At 64.3% G+C, this 17134-nt stretch carries 16 protein-coding genes; 4 read left to right on the forward strand and 12 right to left on the reverse strand.

Annotation, left to right across the window (positions count from 1 at the left end):
- Window positions 1-225: 225 nt before the first annotated feature.
- The 7 genes from N0D28_RS14560 to N0D28_RS14590 form a co-directional block, all read right to left on the reverse strand.
- Window positions 226-423, reverse strand: coding sequence for a hypothetical protein (locus N0D28_RS14560; RefSeq protein ID WP_260560202.1), 198 nt, complete (start codon window positions 421-423; stop codon window positions 226-228).
- A gap of 40 nt (window positions 424-463) precedes the next feature.
- The gene (locus N0D28_RS14565; RefSeq protein WP_260560203.1) at window positions 464-1606 is read right to left on the reverse strand and encodes an IS3 family transposase; all 1143 of its coding nucleotides are present in this window, start codon (window positions 1604-1606) and stop codon (window positions 464-466) included.
- Between the two features lie 113 nt (window positions 1607-1719).
- Complete coding sequence (locus N0D28_RS14570; RefSeq protein WP_260560204.1) at window positions 1720-2190, reverse strand: helix-turn-helix domain-containing protein; 471 nt, start codon at window positions 2188-2190, stop codon at window positions 1720-1722.
- Window positions 2191-2393: 203 nt separating this feature from the next.
- Window positions 2394-3473, reverse strand: coding sequence for a YifB family Mg chelatase-like AAA ATPase (locus tag N0D28_RS14575; RefSeq protein ID WP_260560205.1), 1080 nt, complete (start codon window positions 3471-3473; stop codon window positions 2394-2396).
- A gap of 121 nt (window positions 3474-3594) precedes the next feature.
- Window positions 3595-4182 (reverse strand): DedA family protein, encoded by a 588-nt coding sequence (locus N0D28_RS14580; RefSeq protein ID WP_260560206.1) that lies wholly within the window; start codon window positions 4180-4182, stop codon window positions 3595-3597.
- Window positions 4183-4278: 96 nt separating this feature from the next.
- Window positions 4279-5970: a peptide chain release factor 3 gene (locus N0D28_RS14585; protein ID WP_260560207.1), complete on the reverse strand. Its 1692-nt coding sequence runs from the start codon at window positions 5968-5970 to the stop codon at window positions 4279-4281.
- Between the two features lie 156 nt (window positions 5971-6126).
- The gene (locus N0D28_RS14590; RefSeq protein WP_260560208.1) at window positions 6127-7044 is read right to left on the reverse strand and encodes a histone deacetylase family protein; all 918 of its coding nucleotides are present in this window, start codon (window positions 7042-7044) and stop codon (window positions 6127-6129) included.
- A 236-nt stretch (window positions 7045-7280) separates the two neighbouring features.
- On the opposite strand from N0D28_RS14590, the gene N0D28_RS14595 reads away from it, so the two are divergent.
- Entirely contained in the window at window positions 7281-8894 is a 1614-nt protein-coding gene (locus N0D28_RS14595) for an ABC-F family ATP-binding cassette domain-containing protein (protein WP_260560209.1), read from the forward strand.
- Here N0D28_RS14595 and lipP1 read toward each other — a convergent pair.
- The 5 genes from lipP1 to N0D28_RS14620 all read right to left on the reverse strand — a co-directional run bounded on the left by lipP1 (window position 8891) and on the right by N0D28_RS14620 (window position 15150).
- On the reverse strand, window positions 8891-9826 hold the full coding sequence (lipP1, locus tag N0D28_RS14600) for a LipP1 family hormone-sensitive lipase (protein WP_260560210.1): 936 nt from the start codon (window positions 9824-9826) through the stop codon (window positions 8891-8893). The two genes, N0D28_RS14595 and lipP1, sit on opposite strands and share 4 nt — an antisense overlap.
- A 283-nt stretch (window positions 9827-10109) precedes the next feature.
- Complete coding sequence (locus N0D28_RS14605) at window positions 10110-11291, reverse strand: acetyl-CoA C-acyltransferase (protein ID WP_260560211.1); 1182 nt, start codon at window positions 11289-11291, stop codon at window positions 10110-10112.
- Window positions 11292-11347: 56 nt separating this feature from the next.
- Entirely contained in the window at window positions 11348-12502 is a 1155-nt protein-coding gene (locus N0D28_RS14610; protein WP_260560212.1) for a glycosyltransferase family 4 protein, read from the reverse strand.
- Window positions 12502-12933: a GNAT family N-acetyltransferase gene (locus N0D28_RS14615; protein WP_260560213.1), complete on the reverse strand. Its 432-nt coding sequence runs from the start codon at window positions 12931-12933 to the stop codon at window positions 12502-12504. Before N0D28_RS14615 ends, N0D28_RS14610 begins: the two co-directional genes overlap by 1 nt.
- A 141-nt stretch (window positions 12934-13074) precedes the next feature.
- Window positions 13075-15150, reverse strand: coding sequence for a 3-hydroxyacyl-CoA dehydrogenase NAD-binding domain-containing protein (locus N0D28_RS14620; RefSeq protein ID WP_260560214.1), 2076 nt, complete (start codon window positions 15148-15150; stop codon window positions 13075-13077).
- A 192-nt stretch (window positions 15151-15342) separates the two neighbouring features.
- On the opposite strand from N0D28_RS14620, the gene N0D28_RS14625 reads away from it, so the two are divergent.
- From N0D28_RS14625 to N0D28_RS14635, 3 genes are all read left to right on the forward strand, one after another.
- Window positions 15343-16338, forward strand: coding sequence for an NADPH:quinone oxidoreductase family protein (locus N0D28_RS14625; protein ID WP_260560215.1), 996 nt, complete (start codon window positions 15343-15345; stop codon window positions 16336-16338).
- 3 nt (window positions 16339-16341) lie between these two features.
- Window positions 16342-16749 carry a VOC family protein gene (locus tag N0D28_RS14630; RefSeq protein ID WP_260560216.1) on the forward strand — a complete coding sequence of 136 codons (408 nt, stop codon included), beginning with the start codon at window positions 16342-16344 and terminating at the stop codon, window positions 16747-16749.
- A gap of 65 nt (window positions 16750-16814) precedes the next feature.
- Complete coding sequence (locus N0D28_RS14635) at window positions 16815-17123, forward strand: hypothetical protein (protein ID WP_260560217.1); 309 nt, start codon at window positions 16815-16817, stop codon at window positions 17121-17123.
- Window positions 17124-17134: the final 11 nt, after the last annotated feature.

Below are 17134 nucleotides of genomic sequence, written 5' to 3' on the forward strand. Positions count from 1 at the left end.
GCAGAGCAAAACGGGTGGTTGACTCAATGATGGAGCATCAACTTCACACGCGAGAGGCCGTAGATTTAACTCCCATACCACCCACCAATAAAAATCCCGTCTGAGTCGGGAATTCTTTTTGTCATCGCGGTCAGGGTCTGTGCCTATATTCGGGTTAGCTACAATCGCATCAAAAATGACAAAAAGTTCCTTCAGTCCCGCCGTGACGTGCCGTTTCCAGTGCGTTCAGTCGCTGCACTCACCGGGTTGAAAGTCTGGTCCCGGACTGCCCGCGTCAAGATCAAGACCCAGGTTCGCGCCGCCATTCCCGAAGCAGCGGTTGCCCTGACCTTCTCCAGCGGCGCTCTGCTTATAAAAGATGCCGCCACGCTTGTTGGCGCTCACTTCATTCTCTTCAACGCTGGGCGTGGCCTGCCCAGTCATGGAGTGAACCCAAAGCGCAGGACCAGCAGGCAAGTCACTTCTAGGCTGGATGATAGCGGGCGGCGAACTCGGCAGGTGGGACGTAGCCGAGACTGGAATGCAGGCGTTCTTGGTTGTAAAGCTTACCGATGAAGTGGTTCACATGGCGCTGTGCATCGTCCAGATCAGCATAATCTTGAAGATCGACCTCCTCTGTTTTGAGAGTTTTGTAGAAACTTTCCATGCGAGCGTTGTCGTAGGGATTGCCTCTTCTGGACATACTTGGCGTGATACCCATCGCCCGCAGGCGGGCGATAGAGAGCCGGCTGGCATATTGGACACCTTGATCAGAGTGATGAAGGAGTCCAGGTGCTGGATTGCGAGCAGCAAGCGCGTTATTCAGCGCGGCCAGTGACAGGTCGGCGTCGATAAACTTTGACATTGACCAGCCCACGATCTCACGCGTGAAACTGTCCAGCACGCATGCCAAGTAGACGAAACCCTGCTTCACCCTCACATACGTCAGATCAGCTTGCCAGACCTGATCTGGTTGGGTTGGAATCCCTTGTGGGAGCAGATTGGGGAAGCGTTTCTCGCTGTGAGTGGAATCGGTGGTGCGCTGGTAACGCCGCTTGGGTCGACACAATAAGCGATGTTCCCGCATGACCCGCAGAACGCGTTTGTGATTGATGGACTGCCCGCTGCGTGCCAGTTCGCGAGTGACCCGCCGATACCCATAGCCGTTCCACTTCAGCACCACTGCTTCAATGTCGGCAGCGAGTCGTTGATCTTGGTCGATGACTGCGCGGTTTCGTTGACGGAGGTACCACGACCGACTGACCGCATGCAGCTCACACAGGCGACGCACCGACACCGTGGGATGCGCGACACGCGCATCCGAGATCCTAAAAGTGCCTTTGTTCAAGCGGTACGTCGCCAGCGATTTTTTCAAGATGGTGTTTTCCAAGGCAAGTTGGCCGCAATACCGCTCCAGCTCAGCAATCCGCAGCTCGGCGCTGCGATCTGTGGCCACGCCGTCGGTGAAGGCGGCTTCTCCGCGCGCCTCGACCTCTTTGCGCCAACGGTGGATCAGGCTGGGCACTAAACCATGTTCCCGGCTGAGTTGAGCGGTCGTTCGCTGGCTTGAATTGATTTGGTTGACGACCTGAAGCTTGAATTCACGGCTGTGATTGCGTCCTGGCATGAATGCTCCTTCGCGCTGTGATCAGCCTAACGGCTGGTCGGGGCGAAGTGGCTTGGCCGTTGGTCCTCTCTAGGGGTTCATTCCAGTTTCCATGCGCCGCACGAAGTCCGCACCTACCTGGGCGACACACCAACTTTGAACCTGCCACGGTTTGAGTGCGTTTTTTTCAGTGTTCTCCGTACGGTCTCGTCACTGATGCTGTCCACCACACCCAGGGTCACCAGACGATCGGCCAGCAGTTGCATCGTCCATTTCTCCCGGCCGTCGGGACTCGAGCACACTTCGGCGATCAAGATCGCCGTCCGCTGCGCGTTCAGTTTGGGCGGCTGTTTGGGCCGTGCTTTCTCGTGGAGGGCAGCCTGGAGGCCGCCCTCGGTGTACTTCCTGCGGATCGACGCGACGGTGGCAGAACTCACGCCTTGACGCTCGGCCACGTCTCGATCCAGCAGGCCCCCATCGCTCAGGAGCAGGAGGCGTGCGCGGGTCACGACCCGCGCACTCAGCACGCCTTTCCGAATCATGTCCGTCAGTTGCTGCCGCTCATCGTCGCGCAGCTGCACAACCCACTGTTTCTGTCGTCCCATCCCTCAGTTTACCTGAAGGCATGCCTGTGGTCATCCACTAGTAAAGCTAAAGGACCGGTCACCGAAGTCGACATAGGCTGGGTTGTAGCACACTGTAGGACAACACTTGTGTTCCTGGGTGTTGGCACCTATCTCAGCATGAGACCAACGCCAGAATAACGAACAGAACTGACGGGTCTCTCAAGCAGAGTGAAGAGATTGACTTAGGCAGCTTTGAATACAGATTGTGAACCGTAGGGGCACGGATTCATGGCGGCGATGAGCTGAAAGCGGGCCGGGTAGCGCAGGCTGGCCCGCGCCCGACTGATGGTAACCTCACCGTCTTCCAGAGGCTGGCGCAGGGTTTCCAGAGCTTTGCGCGAGAACTCCGGAAATTCATCCAGAAACAACACGCCCCGGTGCGCCAGGCTGACCTCGCCGGGCCGGGGAATGCTTCCGCCACCGATCAGGCCCGCGTCTGAGACGGTGTGGTGGGGACTGCGGTAGGGTGGGGTGCGGATCAGGCCGCTGCGCTGGCTGGTCAGGCCCGCCGCCGAGTGGATGCGGGTGACTTCCAGCGCCTCGGCGCGGGTGAGCTGCGGCAACAGCCCCGGCGCGCGGCGGGCCAGCATGGTCTTGCCGCTGCCGGGCGAACCAACGAGTAAGAGGTTGTGTCCACCGGCCAGCGCGATTTCCAGCGCCCGGCGCGCCTGTCCCTGCCCCTTGAGATCAGCCAGATCGAGCGGCGCGGGGCCGTCATCGGAGTGCTCAGGTGCTTCGGCAGGCGTCAGGACTGCAAGGCCCGAGAGGTGATGCAAGGCTTCGCGCAGGGTGCGGGACGGGTACACCTTCACGCCGTCGATCAGGGCAGCCTCGCTGGCATTGCCCTCGCCCAGCAGGACGTCCAGCCGCTCCTGCGAGGCCAGCAGCGCCAGATTCACCGCCCCGCCGATGGGCCGCACGCTGCCGTCGAGCGCCAGTTCACCGGCCAGTAGCGTGCCGCCAAGTGCTCCGGCGGGCAGCAGTTCCTGGGCGGCCAGCAGGCCCAGGGCAATCGGCAGGTCGTACATCGGGCCTTCCTTGCGTAGATCGGCAGGCGCGAGGTTGACGGTGATGCGGGCCGCCGGGAAGGGCAGGCCACTGTTGCGAATTGCCGCCCGCACCCGCTCGCGCGCCTCGCTGACCGCCTGATCCGGCAGACCGACGATGTTGAAGGCGGGCAGGCCCGGCGACACATCCACCTCCACGGTGACCAGCACAGCGTCCACCCCGATGAGGGCGGCGCTGCGGGCGGTGGCGAGCATCAGGCCGCTCCGAAACGGGTGGGGCGGGCGGCAGGAACGAGGGCGGCGAGCATGGACATCACGCTAGCCGCCGGACCGTCACCGAATTCTTTTGCGCGCCGGTTTTCCTGTTCCGGGGGCTTCAGCGCCTGCGCCGCTTGTTGATTTCCAGCAGCACCGGTACGAACGAGGCCACCAGAATGACCCCCACGATCACCAGGATATATTTGTCGAGCACGGCAGCGGGAATGATCTTGCCCAGGCCGTAGCCCGCCAGCGGCACGCCCGCGCCCCACAGCAGCGCGCCCACAGCGTTGGCGATCATGAAGGTGCGCGGGTTCATCCGGATGGTTCCGGCCAGGGTGGGCACCAGGGTGCGGATAATCGGCACGAAGCGGGCCAGCACCAGCGTCTGGTTGCCGTGGCTGTCGAAATACTCGCGGGCCTGCTCGACATATTCGGGTTTGAGGAATCTGGCGCGGGCGAACACGGCGGGGCCGAACTGCCGCCCAATGACGTAACCCGAAATGTTGCCCAGGAACGCCGCCGCCACCGTCAGGCCGATGATCCAGCCCAGGCCGAGGTCGCCGCGCGCCGCGAACAGCCCCGCCGTGATCAGCAGGCTGTCGCCCGGCAGAAAAAAGCCCAGCAGCAGACCGGTTTCAGCAAAAATAATGAGGGCCAGGCCCAGGTAGGAGAAGGTCTTGAGCAGGTATTCCGGATCGAGCATTCGGAGAGTCTACAGGCTGGCGTCTGGCGCGGGCGTCAGCCAAAAGTAAAAGAGCGGAGGGCCAGGGAAATCACTGTCCCCCGACTCTCCAAGCGCTCAGACCCGTGTCAGGTCCTTGGGCAACGGCAGAAACTCGATCTCAGGGTGCTGCTGCTGGGTGTAGTCGAGGTCGTAGGAACTCCTGAACAGCATCACCGGGCGGCCCTGATCGTCTTCCACGTGACGGGCGAAGCGGGCCACCGAGGCCGTGTCACCGGCCAGCCAGCGCACCAGCTCGTAACTGGTGAGGTGCATCTCGACTTCCACGCTGTACTCCTCGGCCAGCCGCGCCTGGAAGACCTCGAATTGCAGCGGCCCCACCGCGCCCAGGTAGGGGTCGCGCGCCCCATCGGTCGGATAGAAGACCTGCACCACGCCCTCCTCAGCCAGCTGGGTGAGGCCCTTCATGAACGCCTTGCGCTTGCCCACATCGCGCAGTGACAGGGTGGCAAACGTCTCGGGCGTGAACCTCGGAAAGCCTGGCAGATGCAGCCTGGCGTCCAGGCTGATCACGTCGCCGATCTGGAAGACGCCGGGGTTGACCAGCCCCACGATGTCGCCGGGGTAGGCGTCCTCGACCTTCTCACGGTCCTGGGCAAACAGGGTGTGGGCCTGTGAGAGCCGCAGCTTGCGCCCAGTGCGGGTGTGGGTCACGTCCATGCCGCGGGCGAAGTGACCGCTCATGACCCGCATATAGGCGGTGCGGTCACGGTGGGCCTTACTCATGTTGGCCTGGAGCTTGAAGATGAAACCGGCAAACGGCGCTTCAGGGTCGCGCTCGCCGAGGTTGGTCTCGGTGGGCCCGGGCGGGGGAGCGAGGTCCACGAAGCGGCTCAGGAAGTGCTCGACGCCGAAGTTGTTCATGGCGCTGCCGAAGAACACCGGGGTCAGCTCACCGCTCAGAAAAGCGTTCTGGTCGAAGGCGTCCATCGCGCCCTCGATCAGTTCCACGTCCTGTCTCAGCTTGGCAGCCAGGTCCGCGCCGACCAGCCGGTGCAGCTCGGGGTCGTGCAGGCCCGCCACCTGCACCGGGGCACGCTGCTTGCCGCGTGCGGTGCGCTCGAAGACCAGCACCTGCTTGGCCTGGAGGTCATAGACGCCCTTGAAGTCGGGGCCGTCGCCGATGGGCCAGGTCAGCGGAATGGCCGCGATGCCGAGCGTACTCTCGACCTGTTCGAGCAGTTCGAACGGATCGACGGCAGGGCGGTCCATCTTGTTGATGAAGGTCAGAATCGGGATGCCCCGGTTGCGGCACACCGCGAACAGCTTCTCGGTCTGTGCCTGGACGCCTCTGGCCGCGTCCAGCACCATCAACGCCGAGTCGGCAGCGGTCAGGGTACGGTAGGTGTCTTCCGAGAAGTCCTGGTGGCCGGGGGTATCGAGCAGGTTGATGTGGCGGCCCGCATACTCGAAGGTCAGCGCCGAGCTGGAAATCGAGATGCCGCGCTGCTGCTCGATGCTCATCCAGTCAGAGGTGGTGTGGCGCATGCCCTCACGGGCCGTGACCGACCCAGCCTGCTGAATCGCGCCGCCGTAGAGCAGCAGCTTCTCGGTGATGGTGGTCTTGCCCGCGTCGGGGTGCGAGATGATGGCAAAGGTCCGGCGGCGCAGGATTTCGCGCTCCAGTTGGGCATCGGCTACGTTTGGGACAACAGAGGCCAGGGCAGCGGGTGAAGATGTGTCTGCGGTGTCTGGCAGACCAGTGTCAGGCAGAGCAGTGTCGGGCAGGGCGGAATCGGTGGTGGTCATGCGTCACTCCTGCGGGCGCTTGGGCAAGCGGCCCGGTCTGGAAACATCCTGATCTGGACAGTCTCTGAGCTGAAACCATCGGCGGGGGTCTTCGTTGCTGCAACTCAAGCCGGGGCGTGCAGCTAGGGTGGCGAGAGCAGAAACGTCATCTGAATATTATACCGCGTCTGGGGCGGCAGCAAAAGCCCCCAGCGCCGCCTCCAGGGTTCCGAGCCGCGCCCGCACCAGCGTTGCCGGGTCGCGGTGGTAGCCGCCCGCCATCAGCGACACCAGCGGCGTGCGCGTCTGGGCTGCCCAGCCGTAGACCCGCCCGTCACGCGCCCGCAGACCCTCCAGACTGAGCGAGAGCCGCCCCAGTTGATCGCCCGCCAGCACGTCGGCCCCGGCCAGATAAAAGAGCAGGTCGGGCTGAAAGGCCTGCACGGCGGGCAGCACCGCCCTGTCCAGCACGGCCAGATAGTCGGCGTCGCCCGTAGCGTCCGGCAGGGCCACATCCAGATCGCCGACTTCCTTCTTGAACGGGTAATTGTGCTCGGCGTGAAGGCTGAGGGTAAACACCCGCGCTTCGTCTCTGAAAATGCTGGCCGTGCCGTTGCCCTGGTGCACGTCCAGATCGAGAATCAGCACCCTCTTGACGAGTCCGGCGTCGAGGACGTGCCGGGCCGCGATCGCCACGTCATTGAGGAAGGAAAAACCCTCGGCATGGTCGGCGTAGGCGTGATGGGTGCCGCCGCCCAGATTGAGACCCAGGCCGGTGCTGAGGGCGTCCCAGGTGGCGCTGAGAGTCGCGCCGCACGACGCCAGGCCGCGCTCGACCACCGCCGGATGCCAGGCGAAACCCAGCGCCCGCTCCTCCTGGCGCGTGACCTCGCCGCGCCGCCACCTGGCCAGGTAAGCCGCGTCGTGAACGCGCTCGGCCAGTGCCCAGGGCAGATCGGGGGCCGCCAGCAGCGGCAGGCGCTCGGCGGCCCCGGCCAACAGAGTCGGCAGGAACTCGCGTGGCAGAAACTGCCTGCGGGGCGGCGGCGCATCGGTGTAGGCAGCATGGAGGAAGGGCGTGAAGGCGCGGGGCACGGCTGAGTCTAGAGCGGCTGCGCCAATTGGCTTACCCACGCCGAACCTGCGCTAAACTCTCCTTGACCCGCTCAGGTTCCCTGAGGTCCGGCTTTCCTTCCCGCCCGTGAGAGGTTTTGATTCGTGAGAAGCGCCCACCAGTCCGCTGACTGAAGACGACACCCGTTGTCTGAGCGCCCTGGCGTGTGCCCCGCTTTGCTGTGGGGCCGCCCTGCCACACTCAATACCGAGGGAAGATGCTGCTCAAGCTGAGCCACGTCGCCCGCACCTACGGCGACCAATTGATTTTCGAAGACGTCTCCCTGACCCTGCTGCCGGCCGAACGCCTGGCCTTGATAGGCGAGAACGGCAGCGGCAAGACGACCCTGCTGCGCCTGATCGCTGGATTGGAACAGCCCGACAGCGGCCAGATCGAACGCCCTGGCACCCTGGTCTACCTGCCCCAGCACGCGCCGCAACCGTCCGGCGAGGTGCTGGAGGCGGTGACGCCGCCGGAGCTGAGAACCGCTGCCCAAACGCTCGCTGCCGCCAGCGATGCCCTGAGCAGCGCGGCCCCGAACGCCCTGGACGCCTTCAGCGCTGCCGAGGAGACTTACCGCGCACTGGGCGGCTACGACTTTGAGACGCAGGCGCGGGCCGTGCTGGGCGGCCTGGATCTGCCTCCGGACGCCTTGACAGATCAGCTCTCAGGCGGGCAGACCCGGCGCGTGCTGCTGGCCCGGCTGCTGCTCTCGCCCGCCGAGGTGTACCTGCTCGACGAACCCACCAACCACCTCGACGAGGCTTCGCTCCGCTGGCTGGAAGACTGGATCGCCCACAGCCGCGCCACCTTCGTGCTGGCCTCGCATGACCGGGCTTTTCTGGACGCCGTGGCGACGCGCACCGCCGAACTGGAACGCGGGCGACTGACATCCTATCCCGGCAACTACTCGGCGGCGATGACTCTCAAAATCACGCTGCGGGAAGCGCAGGGGCGCGACCACCGAGCGCAGCAACGCCAGCGCCGCGCCCTGACCCAGGAACAATCCCGGCTCAGCAGCCAGGCCCACAGCGCCGGGAAGTTCAGCCACCGCCGCGCCGGAAACAAACCGCTGCTGGCCGCCAAAAACAAGGCCGAGGGCGTCTCCAACACGCTGGCGGGCCGCGCGAAGGCCCTGGAGCACCGCCTGATGCAACTGGACGCGGCAGCCACTGACAAGCCTTATAACGACCGCCGCCGCCTGTCCCTCGATCTGCCCGCCGCTCCGACTGGCCCTGCCGAAGTGCTGACGGTGCGCGACCTGAGCGTGTGCCGGGGCGAGGCGACGGTGCTGAGCGGGGTGAATCTGGACGTGCGCCGGGGCGAGAAGATCGCGCTGGTGGGGCCCAACGGCGGCGGCAAGAGCACGCTGCTGCTGGCGCTGCTGGGCCGCCTGCCGCATTCGGGCCGCATGCGGCTGGGCGCAGGCTTGCAGGTGTATTTCGCCGGGCAGGGCGGCGAGGAAATCTCTAACCTGCCCACCCTCAAAGACGCCCTGCTGGATGCCAACCCCTGGCTGACCCCGCATCAGCTCTACGAGATCGCCGCCCAGGTGGGCCTGCCGCCCGACCCGGCTTTCCGGGTGGCCGACCTCTCCGGCGGGCAGCGCACCCGACTGACCCTGGCGCGGTTGGGCGTGACCCGCGCCGGGCTACTGGTGCTGGACGAACCCACCAACCACCTCGACGTCAGGGCGATTGAGGCGCTGGAGGGCCTGCTGCACCGCTTTCCCGGCACGTTGCTGCTGGCAACGCATGACCGGCGGCTGCGCGAGCGGGTGGCGACACGGGTGTGGGAAGTTGGGTCGGGCGGGGTGCGGGCTGATCCTTAAGCGCTGAGTTCGCGTCCCAGCCAGGCTGCCGCCGTGTCCATCAGCTCTGCCGCTGCCTGAGAGATGCCGGTCATGTTGGCAAAACCGTGAATCATGCCGGGGCCGCTCTGCTGCTCGGCACGGTTGCCCGCTGCCTTGAGAGCTTCGGCGTAGGCCGCACCCTCGTCGCGCAGCGGGTCGAACTCGGCGGTGAGCACCAGGGCGGGCGGCAGGTTCCCCAGGTCGGCATTGATCGGGCTGACATGCGGATGAAAGGCGTGCTGGGCGTCGGCCAGGTACATTTCCCCGAAGAACTTCATGCGCTCCTCGGTCAGAAAGTAGTCCTTGCCATTCTCTTGGCGCGAGGGGTAGCGTTCCGTGTTGCCAAAATCGGTGGCCGGATAGATCAGCAATTGCGCTTTGATGGCCGGACCGTTCTCGTCGCGGGCCCGCTGGGTCACGGCGATGCTGAGGCTGCCGCCTGCGCTGTCGCCCGATACGGCCAGTTTGGAAGCGTCCACGCCCAGTTCGGCAGCGTGCTCAGCAGCCCAGACAAAGGCGGCGTAAGCGTCGTCCACTGGAGCAGGGAATTTGTATTCGGGCGCGAGGCGGTAATCCACGCTCAGCACCGCCGTGTTCGCGCCCTCGCACAGCTCACGGCAGACCTGATCGTGCGTTTCGATGCTGTAAGCGACGAAGCCGCCACCGTGGTAGAAGACTGTCAGCGGCCAGCCACCTTCAGGCTTTGCGCCCAGCGGCAGGTACAGGCGGACGGGCAGCTCGGAGGCGGGGCCGGGAATGAGCAGGTCACGGGTTCCAGCAATCTTGGCCGGACGCTTGGGCGTGCGCTCGGCGCTGGCGATCACCATCTGGCGCATCTCGTCGAGGCCATTCGGCTGCGGCGCGGCGGCGAATTGAAGGAGGACTTCTTTAAGGGCTGGGTCTAGGGGCATGTAGGGTCTCCATTATTTGTTCAGAAGCCAAGTGAGGTGCTTTCGTAAATCTGCCGCGTGATCATCCCAGTGGGTGTGATACCAGAAGCGGAGTTGAGTAGGTGAGTTTTAACTCAACATCATCCGGCCAGTCAAAGGTGTTGGGAAAGCTCTCAGCAGCACTAACATGCAAGCAGGGCAAAATTAAACTCCAAAAGAGAGGCGTCGTGGTGTTCGACAAACAGCTCAAAAGCAGGCGCAACGCGATGCGTTATCCACTCCTGGGCCATTTGTTGATCCACGATTACAACACCTCGAACAACCCCGCTGCGCCCATGCCGCCGCCGACGCACATGGTCACGACCACATGCTTTGCGCCCCGGCGTTTGCCTTCCAAGAGGGCGTGTCCGGTCAGGCGAGCGCCGCTCATGCCGTAAGGGTGGCCGATGCTGATGCTGCCGCCGTTGACGTTGTACTTCTCGGGGTCAATGCCGAGTTTGTCGCGGCAGTAAAGCGCCTGCACCGCGAACGCCTCGTTGAGTTCCCACAAATCGATGTCGTCCACGGTCAGGCCGTGCCGCTTGAGTAGGCGGGGCACGGCGAAAATTGGCCCGATGCCCATCTCGTCGGGTTCGCAGCCGTGAACAGCGAAACCTTTGAACAGGCCAAGGGGCGCGAGGCCGCGCTCACGGGCGAGGTCGGCGCTCATGACCACGCAGGCCGACGCACCGTCACTGAGTTGCGAGGCATTGCCCGCCGTGATGACGCCGCCCTCGAAGACGGGCTTGAGCTTCTGCAACCCTTCCAGCGTGGTGTCGGGGCGGTTGCCCTCGTCGAGCTTGAGGGTCACTTCCCTATCGGAAATTTCTCCGGTGGCCTTGTCCTGCACCTTCATGCTGGCAGTGTAAGGCACGATCTCGTCATCAAACTTGCCCGCTTGTTGCGCGGCAGCCGTGCGCTGCTGGCTTCTCAGGGCGTACTCGTCCTGTGCCTCACGGGAAATGCCGTAGCGCTTGGAGACGATTTCCGCCGTTTCCAGCATCGACATGTAGATGGCCGGTTTGTGCTCCATCAGCCACTCGCCGCGCAGCCGGTACTTGTTGGAATGCTCGTTCTGGGTCAGGCTGATGCTCTCCAGCCCGCCCGCCACGATGATGTCACCCTGCCCGGCCATGACGCTGTTGGCCGCCATGGCGATGGTGTTCAGACCGCTGGAGCAGAACCTATTGACGGTCACACCCGCCACGCTGACCGGGAATCCGGCCCGGAGTGCGATCTGGCGGGCAATGTTGCTGCCGGTTGCGCCTTCCGGGTTGCCCGCGCCCATGATCACGTCTTCAATCTCGGACGGGTCGACGCCCGCCCGCTGAACGGCGTGGGTGACGGCATGTGCGCCCATGTCGGAGCCGTGGGTGTCGTTGAGGTAGCCCCGGTAAGCCTTACCGATGGGGGTGCGGGCGGTGGAGACGATGACAGCTTCAAGCATGGTGGAACTCCTTTGGTTGAGGGGCTTGGGTGGTGTTGCGGACGGTGAACAAGAGTTCAGGGCTTGGCTGGAAGGAACTGAACAGAGGCGGCTGGCTGATGGATGGGAAGGCGAACGTCATGATCAGCGGGAATGCTGTGCGCTGTTCGCAACATCCCCGCCAATCGCGCCGCCGCGCCATCCAGCGTGTGCGCAGCCAGCACCCGCGCCCGCGCCGCTTCTCCCATCTGGCGGGCGCGTTCGGGATTGGCCGACAGGCGTCGTAGCGCCAGCGCCAGCAAGTGCGGGGCAGGCGGCACCAGCAGACCCGACACGCCGTCCTCGACGAGTTCGGCCTGCGCGGGAATCGGCGTGGTGATAATCGGCAGGCCCGAGGCCATTGCCTCCAATGTCACCAGCGACTGATTCTCGGCCAGCGTGGGCTGGAGCAGGGCGTCGGCGGCGCGGTAGAGGGCGGGCATGTCATGGCGGCGGCCCAGAAAGCGGACGTTGCTCAGGTGGGCGAGGTGCTTGAACCGCACCGCCAGCTTGCCCAGAGCCGAATCCATATCGCCCACGAATACAAAATCAAGCTCGCGGGCGTGCCGGGCCGAGCGCAGCGCCGCCCACTGGTTTTTTTCCAGAACGAAGCGGCCCGGCACCAGCACCGTGAAACGGGTGAAGCCGAACTTGGTACGCAAAGCGGCGCGTTCCTGCTCAGCAGCAGGCCGGAAACGCTCCACGTTGACCCCGTTCCTGACGAAGCCGGAAATGGGAAGCTTAAAGCGGCGTAGCCACCCGTCAGCCCACTCGGAAACGGTCAGCACGCCGCCGGCAGAGCGCATGCCCCAGCCTTTGGTCAGCCGAAAGCCCAGCCGGTAAAAGGCCCGCAGGCCCAGGGGGTAAAAGAACTCCAGCTGGTCATGAATGACCACCCAGCGCGGCTCGGCCAGCTGCGGGAAAAGCCGGGCGTAGGTGAGCAGCCCCCAGGCGTGCATCACCCGCAGGTCGAAGTCGCGGGTCAGGACGGGTAAATCGCTGAGGCGCTTGAACCGGGTCACGGGGAGGTCCGCCTCTATCAACCGCTCGGCGAAGGCGTCCAGCGCCGTTCCCACCGGCACGAACACTGCCGGAGTAATGCCCAGCGCGGGCAACTGCGGCAGCACGCTGAGCAGCCACACTTCGCTGCCCGCCACACGCGGCGCGTCGGTGAGAAAGGCGACCCTGAGCATCAGGAATGTTCACCCAGCGGCATGACGAAGATCTGGCAAGCGTCTTCCTCGCCGCCCACTGCCGAATAGAGGCGGCGGGCGGCCATATTGTCCGGCTCGGTCAGCGTCCAGGCCGCCACGCAACCGAGTGTGCGACCATGCTCCAGCAAAACGTCCATCAGCCGCCGCCCCAGCCCTTGTCCCTGATAGGACTCCGATACGCCCACCTCGTTAATGAACAGTTCCGGCGGCTTGTCAGGGTGGACATAGTGGACGCCAGACGCCATGCCCACCACCGTTTCCCCGTCCAGCGCGGCGGCCAGATGGTGACGGGCATCTGCGAAAAACTCCGCCGTCCAGCGCAGGTCAGGCGGATTGTCAAACACGTCTGGGGCGAGATGATTGAGAATATGGGCCTCGTTGAGGTTGAGGATTCGGACTTGAATGGTCATAAGGCTTGAGCAGTGAATTTGACTTGAAGTTGAGCATCCAGCGACCCGAACACCCGCCACAGCACTTCCAGCGAGTGTTCCCAATAAAAAGGACGGGTCAAGCGACTGACCGCCGAGCGATGGCTACCGATATTTTTGCACTCACCCCCGCCCCGCCCCCTTGTCCCACCCCGCGAACGTTCCCCCTGTCTCCGCCAACTGCTTGAGCAACGGTGCGGGCGTCTGACCGTACTGCTCCAGATCGGCCACCACGTTCTTGAGTCCCTGCTCGTCGGCGTACTGCATCGGGCCGCCCCGGTAAGCCGGGAAGCCGTAGCCGTAAATGTAGATCACGTCGATATCGCCCGCCCGCTGGGCAATGCCCTCTTCCAGAATCTTCGCGCCCTCGTTGACCAGGCTATAGGTCAGGCGTTTGGCGGCTTCCTCCTGCCCAACTTCGCGGGGCGTAATGCCCTGCTCGGCGCGGTAATCGGCCAGCATCTGCGTGACTTCGGCATTCGGCCTGGGCTTGCGGTCTTCGCCGTAGTCGTAGATACCCGCCGCCGTTTTTTGACCTTTGCGGCCCTTTTCCACGATGCGGTCCAACCAGCCGTCCGGCTTGGGCTGACCCGCAACCTTGGCCTGGTGCTGGCGAATGGCGTAACCGATGTCCAGCCCGGCCATATCGCCCATCTGGAACGGCCCCATCGGCAGGCCCAGCCCGTTCATGGCGGCGTCCACGTCCTGCGGCGCGGCTCCGGCTTCCACCAGTTGCCGGGCCTCGTCGCTATAGCGGTGAATCATCCGGTTGCCGACGAAGCCGTCACAGACGCCCACCACCACACCGACTTTCTTGATCTTCTTGGCCAGCGCCATACTGGTCGCCAGCACTGAAGCCGAAGTCTTGTCGGCCCGCACGATCTCCAGCAGCTTCATCACGTTGGCCGGACTGAAGAAGTGCAATCCGATCACGCTTTCGGGGCGCTTGGTCACGCTGGCGATCTCGTTCACGTCCAAGGTTGACGTGTTGGATGCCAGAATCGCGCCGGGCTTGGCAATGCCGTCCAGCTTGGTGAAGATGTCCTTCTTGACGTCCATGTTCTCGAAGACCGCTTCGATGATGATGTCGGCGTCCTTGAGATCGGCCATGTTCAGAGTGGGCGTCAGCAGACCCATCCGCTTCTCGACGTCATCCTGGGTCATGCGGCCTTTCTTGGCGGTGTTCTCGTAGTTCTTGCGAATGGTCGCCAGGCCCCGGTCCAGGGCGTCCTGAGCGGTTTCCACGATCATCACTGGCAGTCCCGCATTCAGGAAGTTCATGGCGATGCCGCCGCCCATCGTGCCCGCGCCAATGATGCCCACCGACTTGATCTCGCTTTGCGGCGTGTCCTTGCCGAGGCCCGCGATCTTGCCCGCCTCGCGCTCGGCGAAGAAGATGTGGCGCAGCCCGCGCGACTGCGGCGAGTCCTTGGCCTGCATGAATAAGCTGGCCTCGGCGTCCCAGCCTTCCTGAAACGGCGTGGTGGTGGCCTTTTCCGCCAGATCGATGATCAAGCCAGGCGCGAGCTGGCCCCGGTGGGTCTTCTTGATGCCCTCGCGGGCGGCGGCAAACACTTCGGGGCTGCCTTCCGCCGTGCGTGCACTGATGCGCGGCAGTGGGCGGGCGTCAGCGTGCGTTTCAGCAAACTTCACCGCACCCGTCAGCAGATCGCCGTCCACAATTTCGTCGACCAGGCCCAGTTGCGCCGCCTCGCTGGCCTTGATCGGAGTGCCCGACAGCATCATCTCCAGCGCCTTCTGAGCACCCACCACACGCGGCAAACGCTGGGTGCCGCCCGCGCCCGGCAGCACGCCGAGTTTGACCTCCGGGAGTCCCAGCATGGCGTCCTTGACGGCCACCCGGTAAGTGCAGGCCAGCGCCACTTCCAGGCCGCCGCCGAGGGCCGTGCCGTGAATGGCGGCCACTGTCGGCTTGCTGAAAGCGTCCAGCCGCACGATGAAGCCGCGCAGATCGGGGGCCTGTTCACGCGGCAGGTCGAAGGTCTTGATGTCGGCCCCAGCGATGAAGGTGCGCCCGCCGCCGATGATGATGACCGCCTTGACACTGCTGTCCTGCTCGGCAGCGTCCAAACCTGCGTGAAGGCCTTCCGGCACGCCCGGCGAGAAGGCGTTGACAGGCGGATTGTTGATGGTTAAAACGAGAACGTTGCCCTGGCGAATCTGGTCTACGATGCTCACGGTGCTACCTCCGGGGTGCGGTGTGGATGAAGAAGGCTGAAACGCTCAACGTGTCAGACAGGTTGTCTTGGCCCGCCCATGGTTTCACGCGGGAGGCGGGCGGGTCAACCCGGAAGGTGCAATGCTCGGCAGCAATTGTGCAACGTGCTTTCACCTTCACCCCAGCGCCCAGTTGGCGCTTAAAGTAGATCCATGACCCAAGCCCAGACCATGCGCCAGATCCTCGTTGAGCAGACCGGGAACCCCGACGTGATGCAGCTCCGTGAAGTTGCCAGACCCGAACCCCGCGCAGGCCAGGTGCGCCTCAAGGTGGAGGCGGCGGGCATCAACTTCGCCGACGTACTGGCGGTCAAGGGCCAGTACCTGACGCCCACCAAGCTGCCACTGATTCCCGGCGGCGAGTTTGCCGGAACGGTTGACGCACTGGGCGAGGGCGTCACCGGCTTCGAGGTCGGTCAGCAGGTCGCCGCACTGACCGGGCAGGGGGCCTTGCAGGAATACGCCATCGTGCCCCTGCGCGGCATCATTCCCGTGCCAGACGGCCTGGACGCTGCCGAGGCCGCCGCCTTTCCGGTAAGCTATTACACCGCCTTCGTCACCCTGATCACCCTGGGCCGTGCCCAGAAAGGCGAGACGGTCCTGATTCAGGGCGCGGCAGGTGCACTCGGCACGGCGCTGATTCAGGTCGCCAGGGCGCTGGAACTCAACATCATCGCCATTGCCAGCACCGACGCCAAGCTGAAAATGGCCGCTGATCTGGGCGCACAGATGACCCTCAACTCCGAGCGTGAGGACATCGTCGACGCGGTGAAAGAGGCGACGGGCGGTCACGGCGTCAACATTCTGGTGGAGATCACTGGCGGCGAAATGGTGCAGCGTAGCCTCAAGATGCTCGCCAACATGGGCCGCCTGATGATCGTGGGCGCGGCCAGCGGCGAGCAGGCCACCATCAACCCTGGTCTGCTCATGAAGAAAAACCTGAGCGTGACCGGCGTGTGGCTGACCCCGATGCTGGGCGATCCGGGCATGGTTCGGGACGCACTGGCGTTCTTTAATCCGCTGGTGGCAGCAGGCAAACTGCGCCCGCAGGTGGGGCCGCGCTACCCACTCGCCGAGTCGGCGCAGGCGTTTCAGGACATCCTAGACCGCAAGACCACCGGCAAAGTCACCATCGAGCCACAGAAGTAAGCGGTGCTGTCCCTCACGGCGCAGACCCGGATTCGTCTGGCACGGCCCAGTCTCGACCTGGCTGCCGCCGAGCGCTTTTATGGGCGGGGCCTGGGCCTGGAGGTGCTGAACCAGTACGAGGCCACCAGCGACACCGAATTCTCGCTGCTGATGCTGGGCCTGCCGGGAGCGACCTGGCACCTGGAGCTGACCCACTCGGCCCTGCACCGCGTTCAGCCCACGCCCAGCGCCGACGACCTGCTGGTGCTGTATCTGGGCGAAGTGGTCTCGGAAATCACCGTCAAGCACCTGGAAGCCTGCGGCGGCGTGCGGGTGGCGGCGCTCAATCCCTACTGGGACGACTGGGGCGTGACGCTGGCTGACCCCGACGGCTACCGGCTGGTGCTGTGCCGCCGCGAGTGGAGCGCCTGAACCGTCTGAAGGTTTCGGAAAATACTGTCCAGTACGGGTTTTTTGCTTTTGGTGTAAACTGGGGTATGCATCTCCTTCAGGGCCGCTACGCGGCAGAACAGCGCAACGGCGGGTACTTCATCAAGATTCTGGAGGACTACGGTCACCACCGCGCCACCGTCAGCCAGGACGCCTGGCGGGCCGACATCGCGGTCCTGACCGCCGCACTGACGGATCTCGATCCCAGAGTGGAAGTCAATACCCAGGTGGGCAAGCTGGTCTGGCGCTTCTCGCGGCGCGAGCGTGACAGCAACACCGGGGCCAGCGCTTACTTTCAGGGCCGCGCCCAGACCATAACGGTGCCGAACCAGCCGGGAATGTCCGCCCGGCGCTGAACCCCGCTTCC

Source organism: Deinococcus rubellus, assembly GCF_025244745.1.
GTDB classification, from domain to species: Bacteria; Deinococcota; Deinococci; order Deinococcales; family Deinococcaceae; genus Deinococcus; species Deinococcus rubellus.

Bases quoted from the DNA above. Each gene is read 5' to 3' on its own strand.
- N0D28_RS14560 (WP_260560202.1), bottom strand. From the start codon at position 423: ATGACTGGGCAGGCCACGCCCAGCGTTGAAGAGAATGAAGTGAGCGCC.
- N0D28_RS14565 (WP_260560203.1), bottom strand. From the start codon at position 1,606: ATGCCAGGACGCAATCACAGCCGTGAATTCAAGCTTCAGGTCGTCAAC.
- N0D28_RS14570 (WP_260560204.1), bottom strand. From the start codon at position 2,190: ATGGGACGACAGAAACAGTGGGTTGTGCAGCTGCGCGACGATGAGCGG.
- N0D28_RS14575 (WP_260560205.1), bottom strand. From the start codon at position 3,473: ATGCTCGCCACCGCCCGCAGCGCCGCCCTCATCGGGGTGGACGCTGTG.
- N0D28_RS14580 (WP_260560206.1), bottom strand. From the start codon at position 4,182: ATGCTCGATCCGGAATACCTGCTCAAGACCTTCTCCTACCTGGGCCTG.
- N0D28_RS14585 (WP_260560207.1), bottom strand. From the start codon at position 5,970: ATGACCACCACCGATTCCGCCCTGCCCGACACTGCTCTGCCTGACACT.
- N0D28_RS14595 (WP_260560209.1), top strand. From the start codon at position 7,281: ATGCTGCTCAAGCTGAGCCACGTCGCCCGCACCTACGGCGACCAATTG.
- lipP1 (WP_260560210.1), bottom strand. From the start codon at position 9,826: ATGCCCCTAGACCCAGCCCTTAAAGAAGTCCTCCTTCAATTCGCCGCC.
- N0D28_RS14605 (WP_260560211.1), bottom strand. From the start codon at position 11,291: ATGCTTGAAGCTGTCATCGTCTCCACCGCCCGCACCCCCATCGGTAAG.
- N0D28_RS14610 (WP_260560212.1), bottom strand. From the start codon at position 12,502: ATGCTCAGGGTCGCCTTTCTCACCGACGCGCCGCGTGTGGCGGGCAGC.
- N0D28_RS14615 (WP_260560213.1), bottom strand. From the start codon at position 12,933: ATGACCATTCAAGTCCGAATCCTCAACCTCAACGAGGCCCATATTCTC.
- N0D28_RS14625 (WP_260560215.1), top strand. From the start codon at position 15,343: ATGACCCAAGCCCAGACCATGCGCCAGATCCTCGTTGAGCAGACCGGG.
- N0D28_RS14635 (WP_260560217.1), top strand. From the start codon at position 16,815: ATGCATCTCCTTCAGGGCCGCTACGCGGCAGAACAGCGCAACGGCGGG.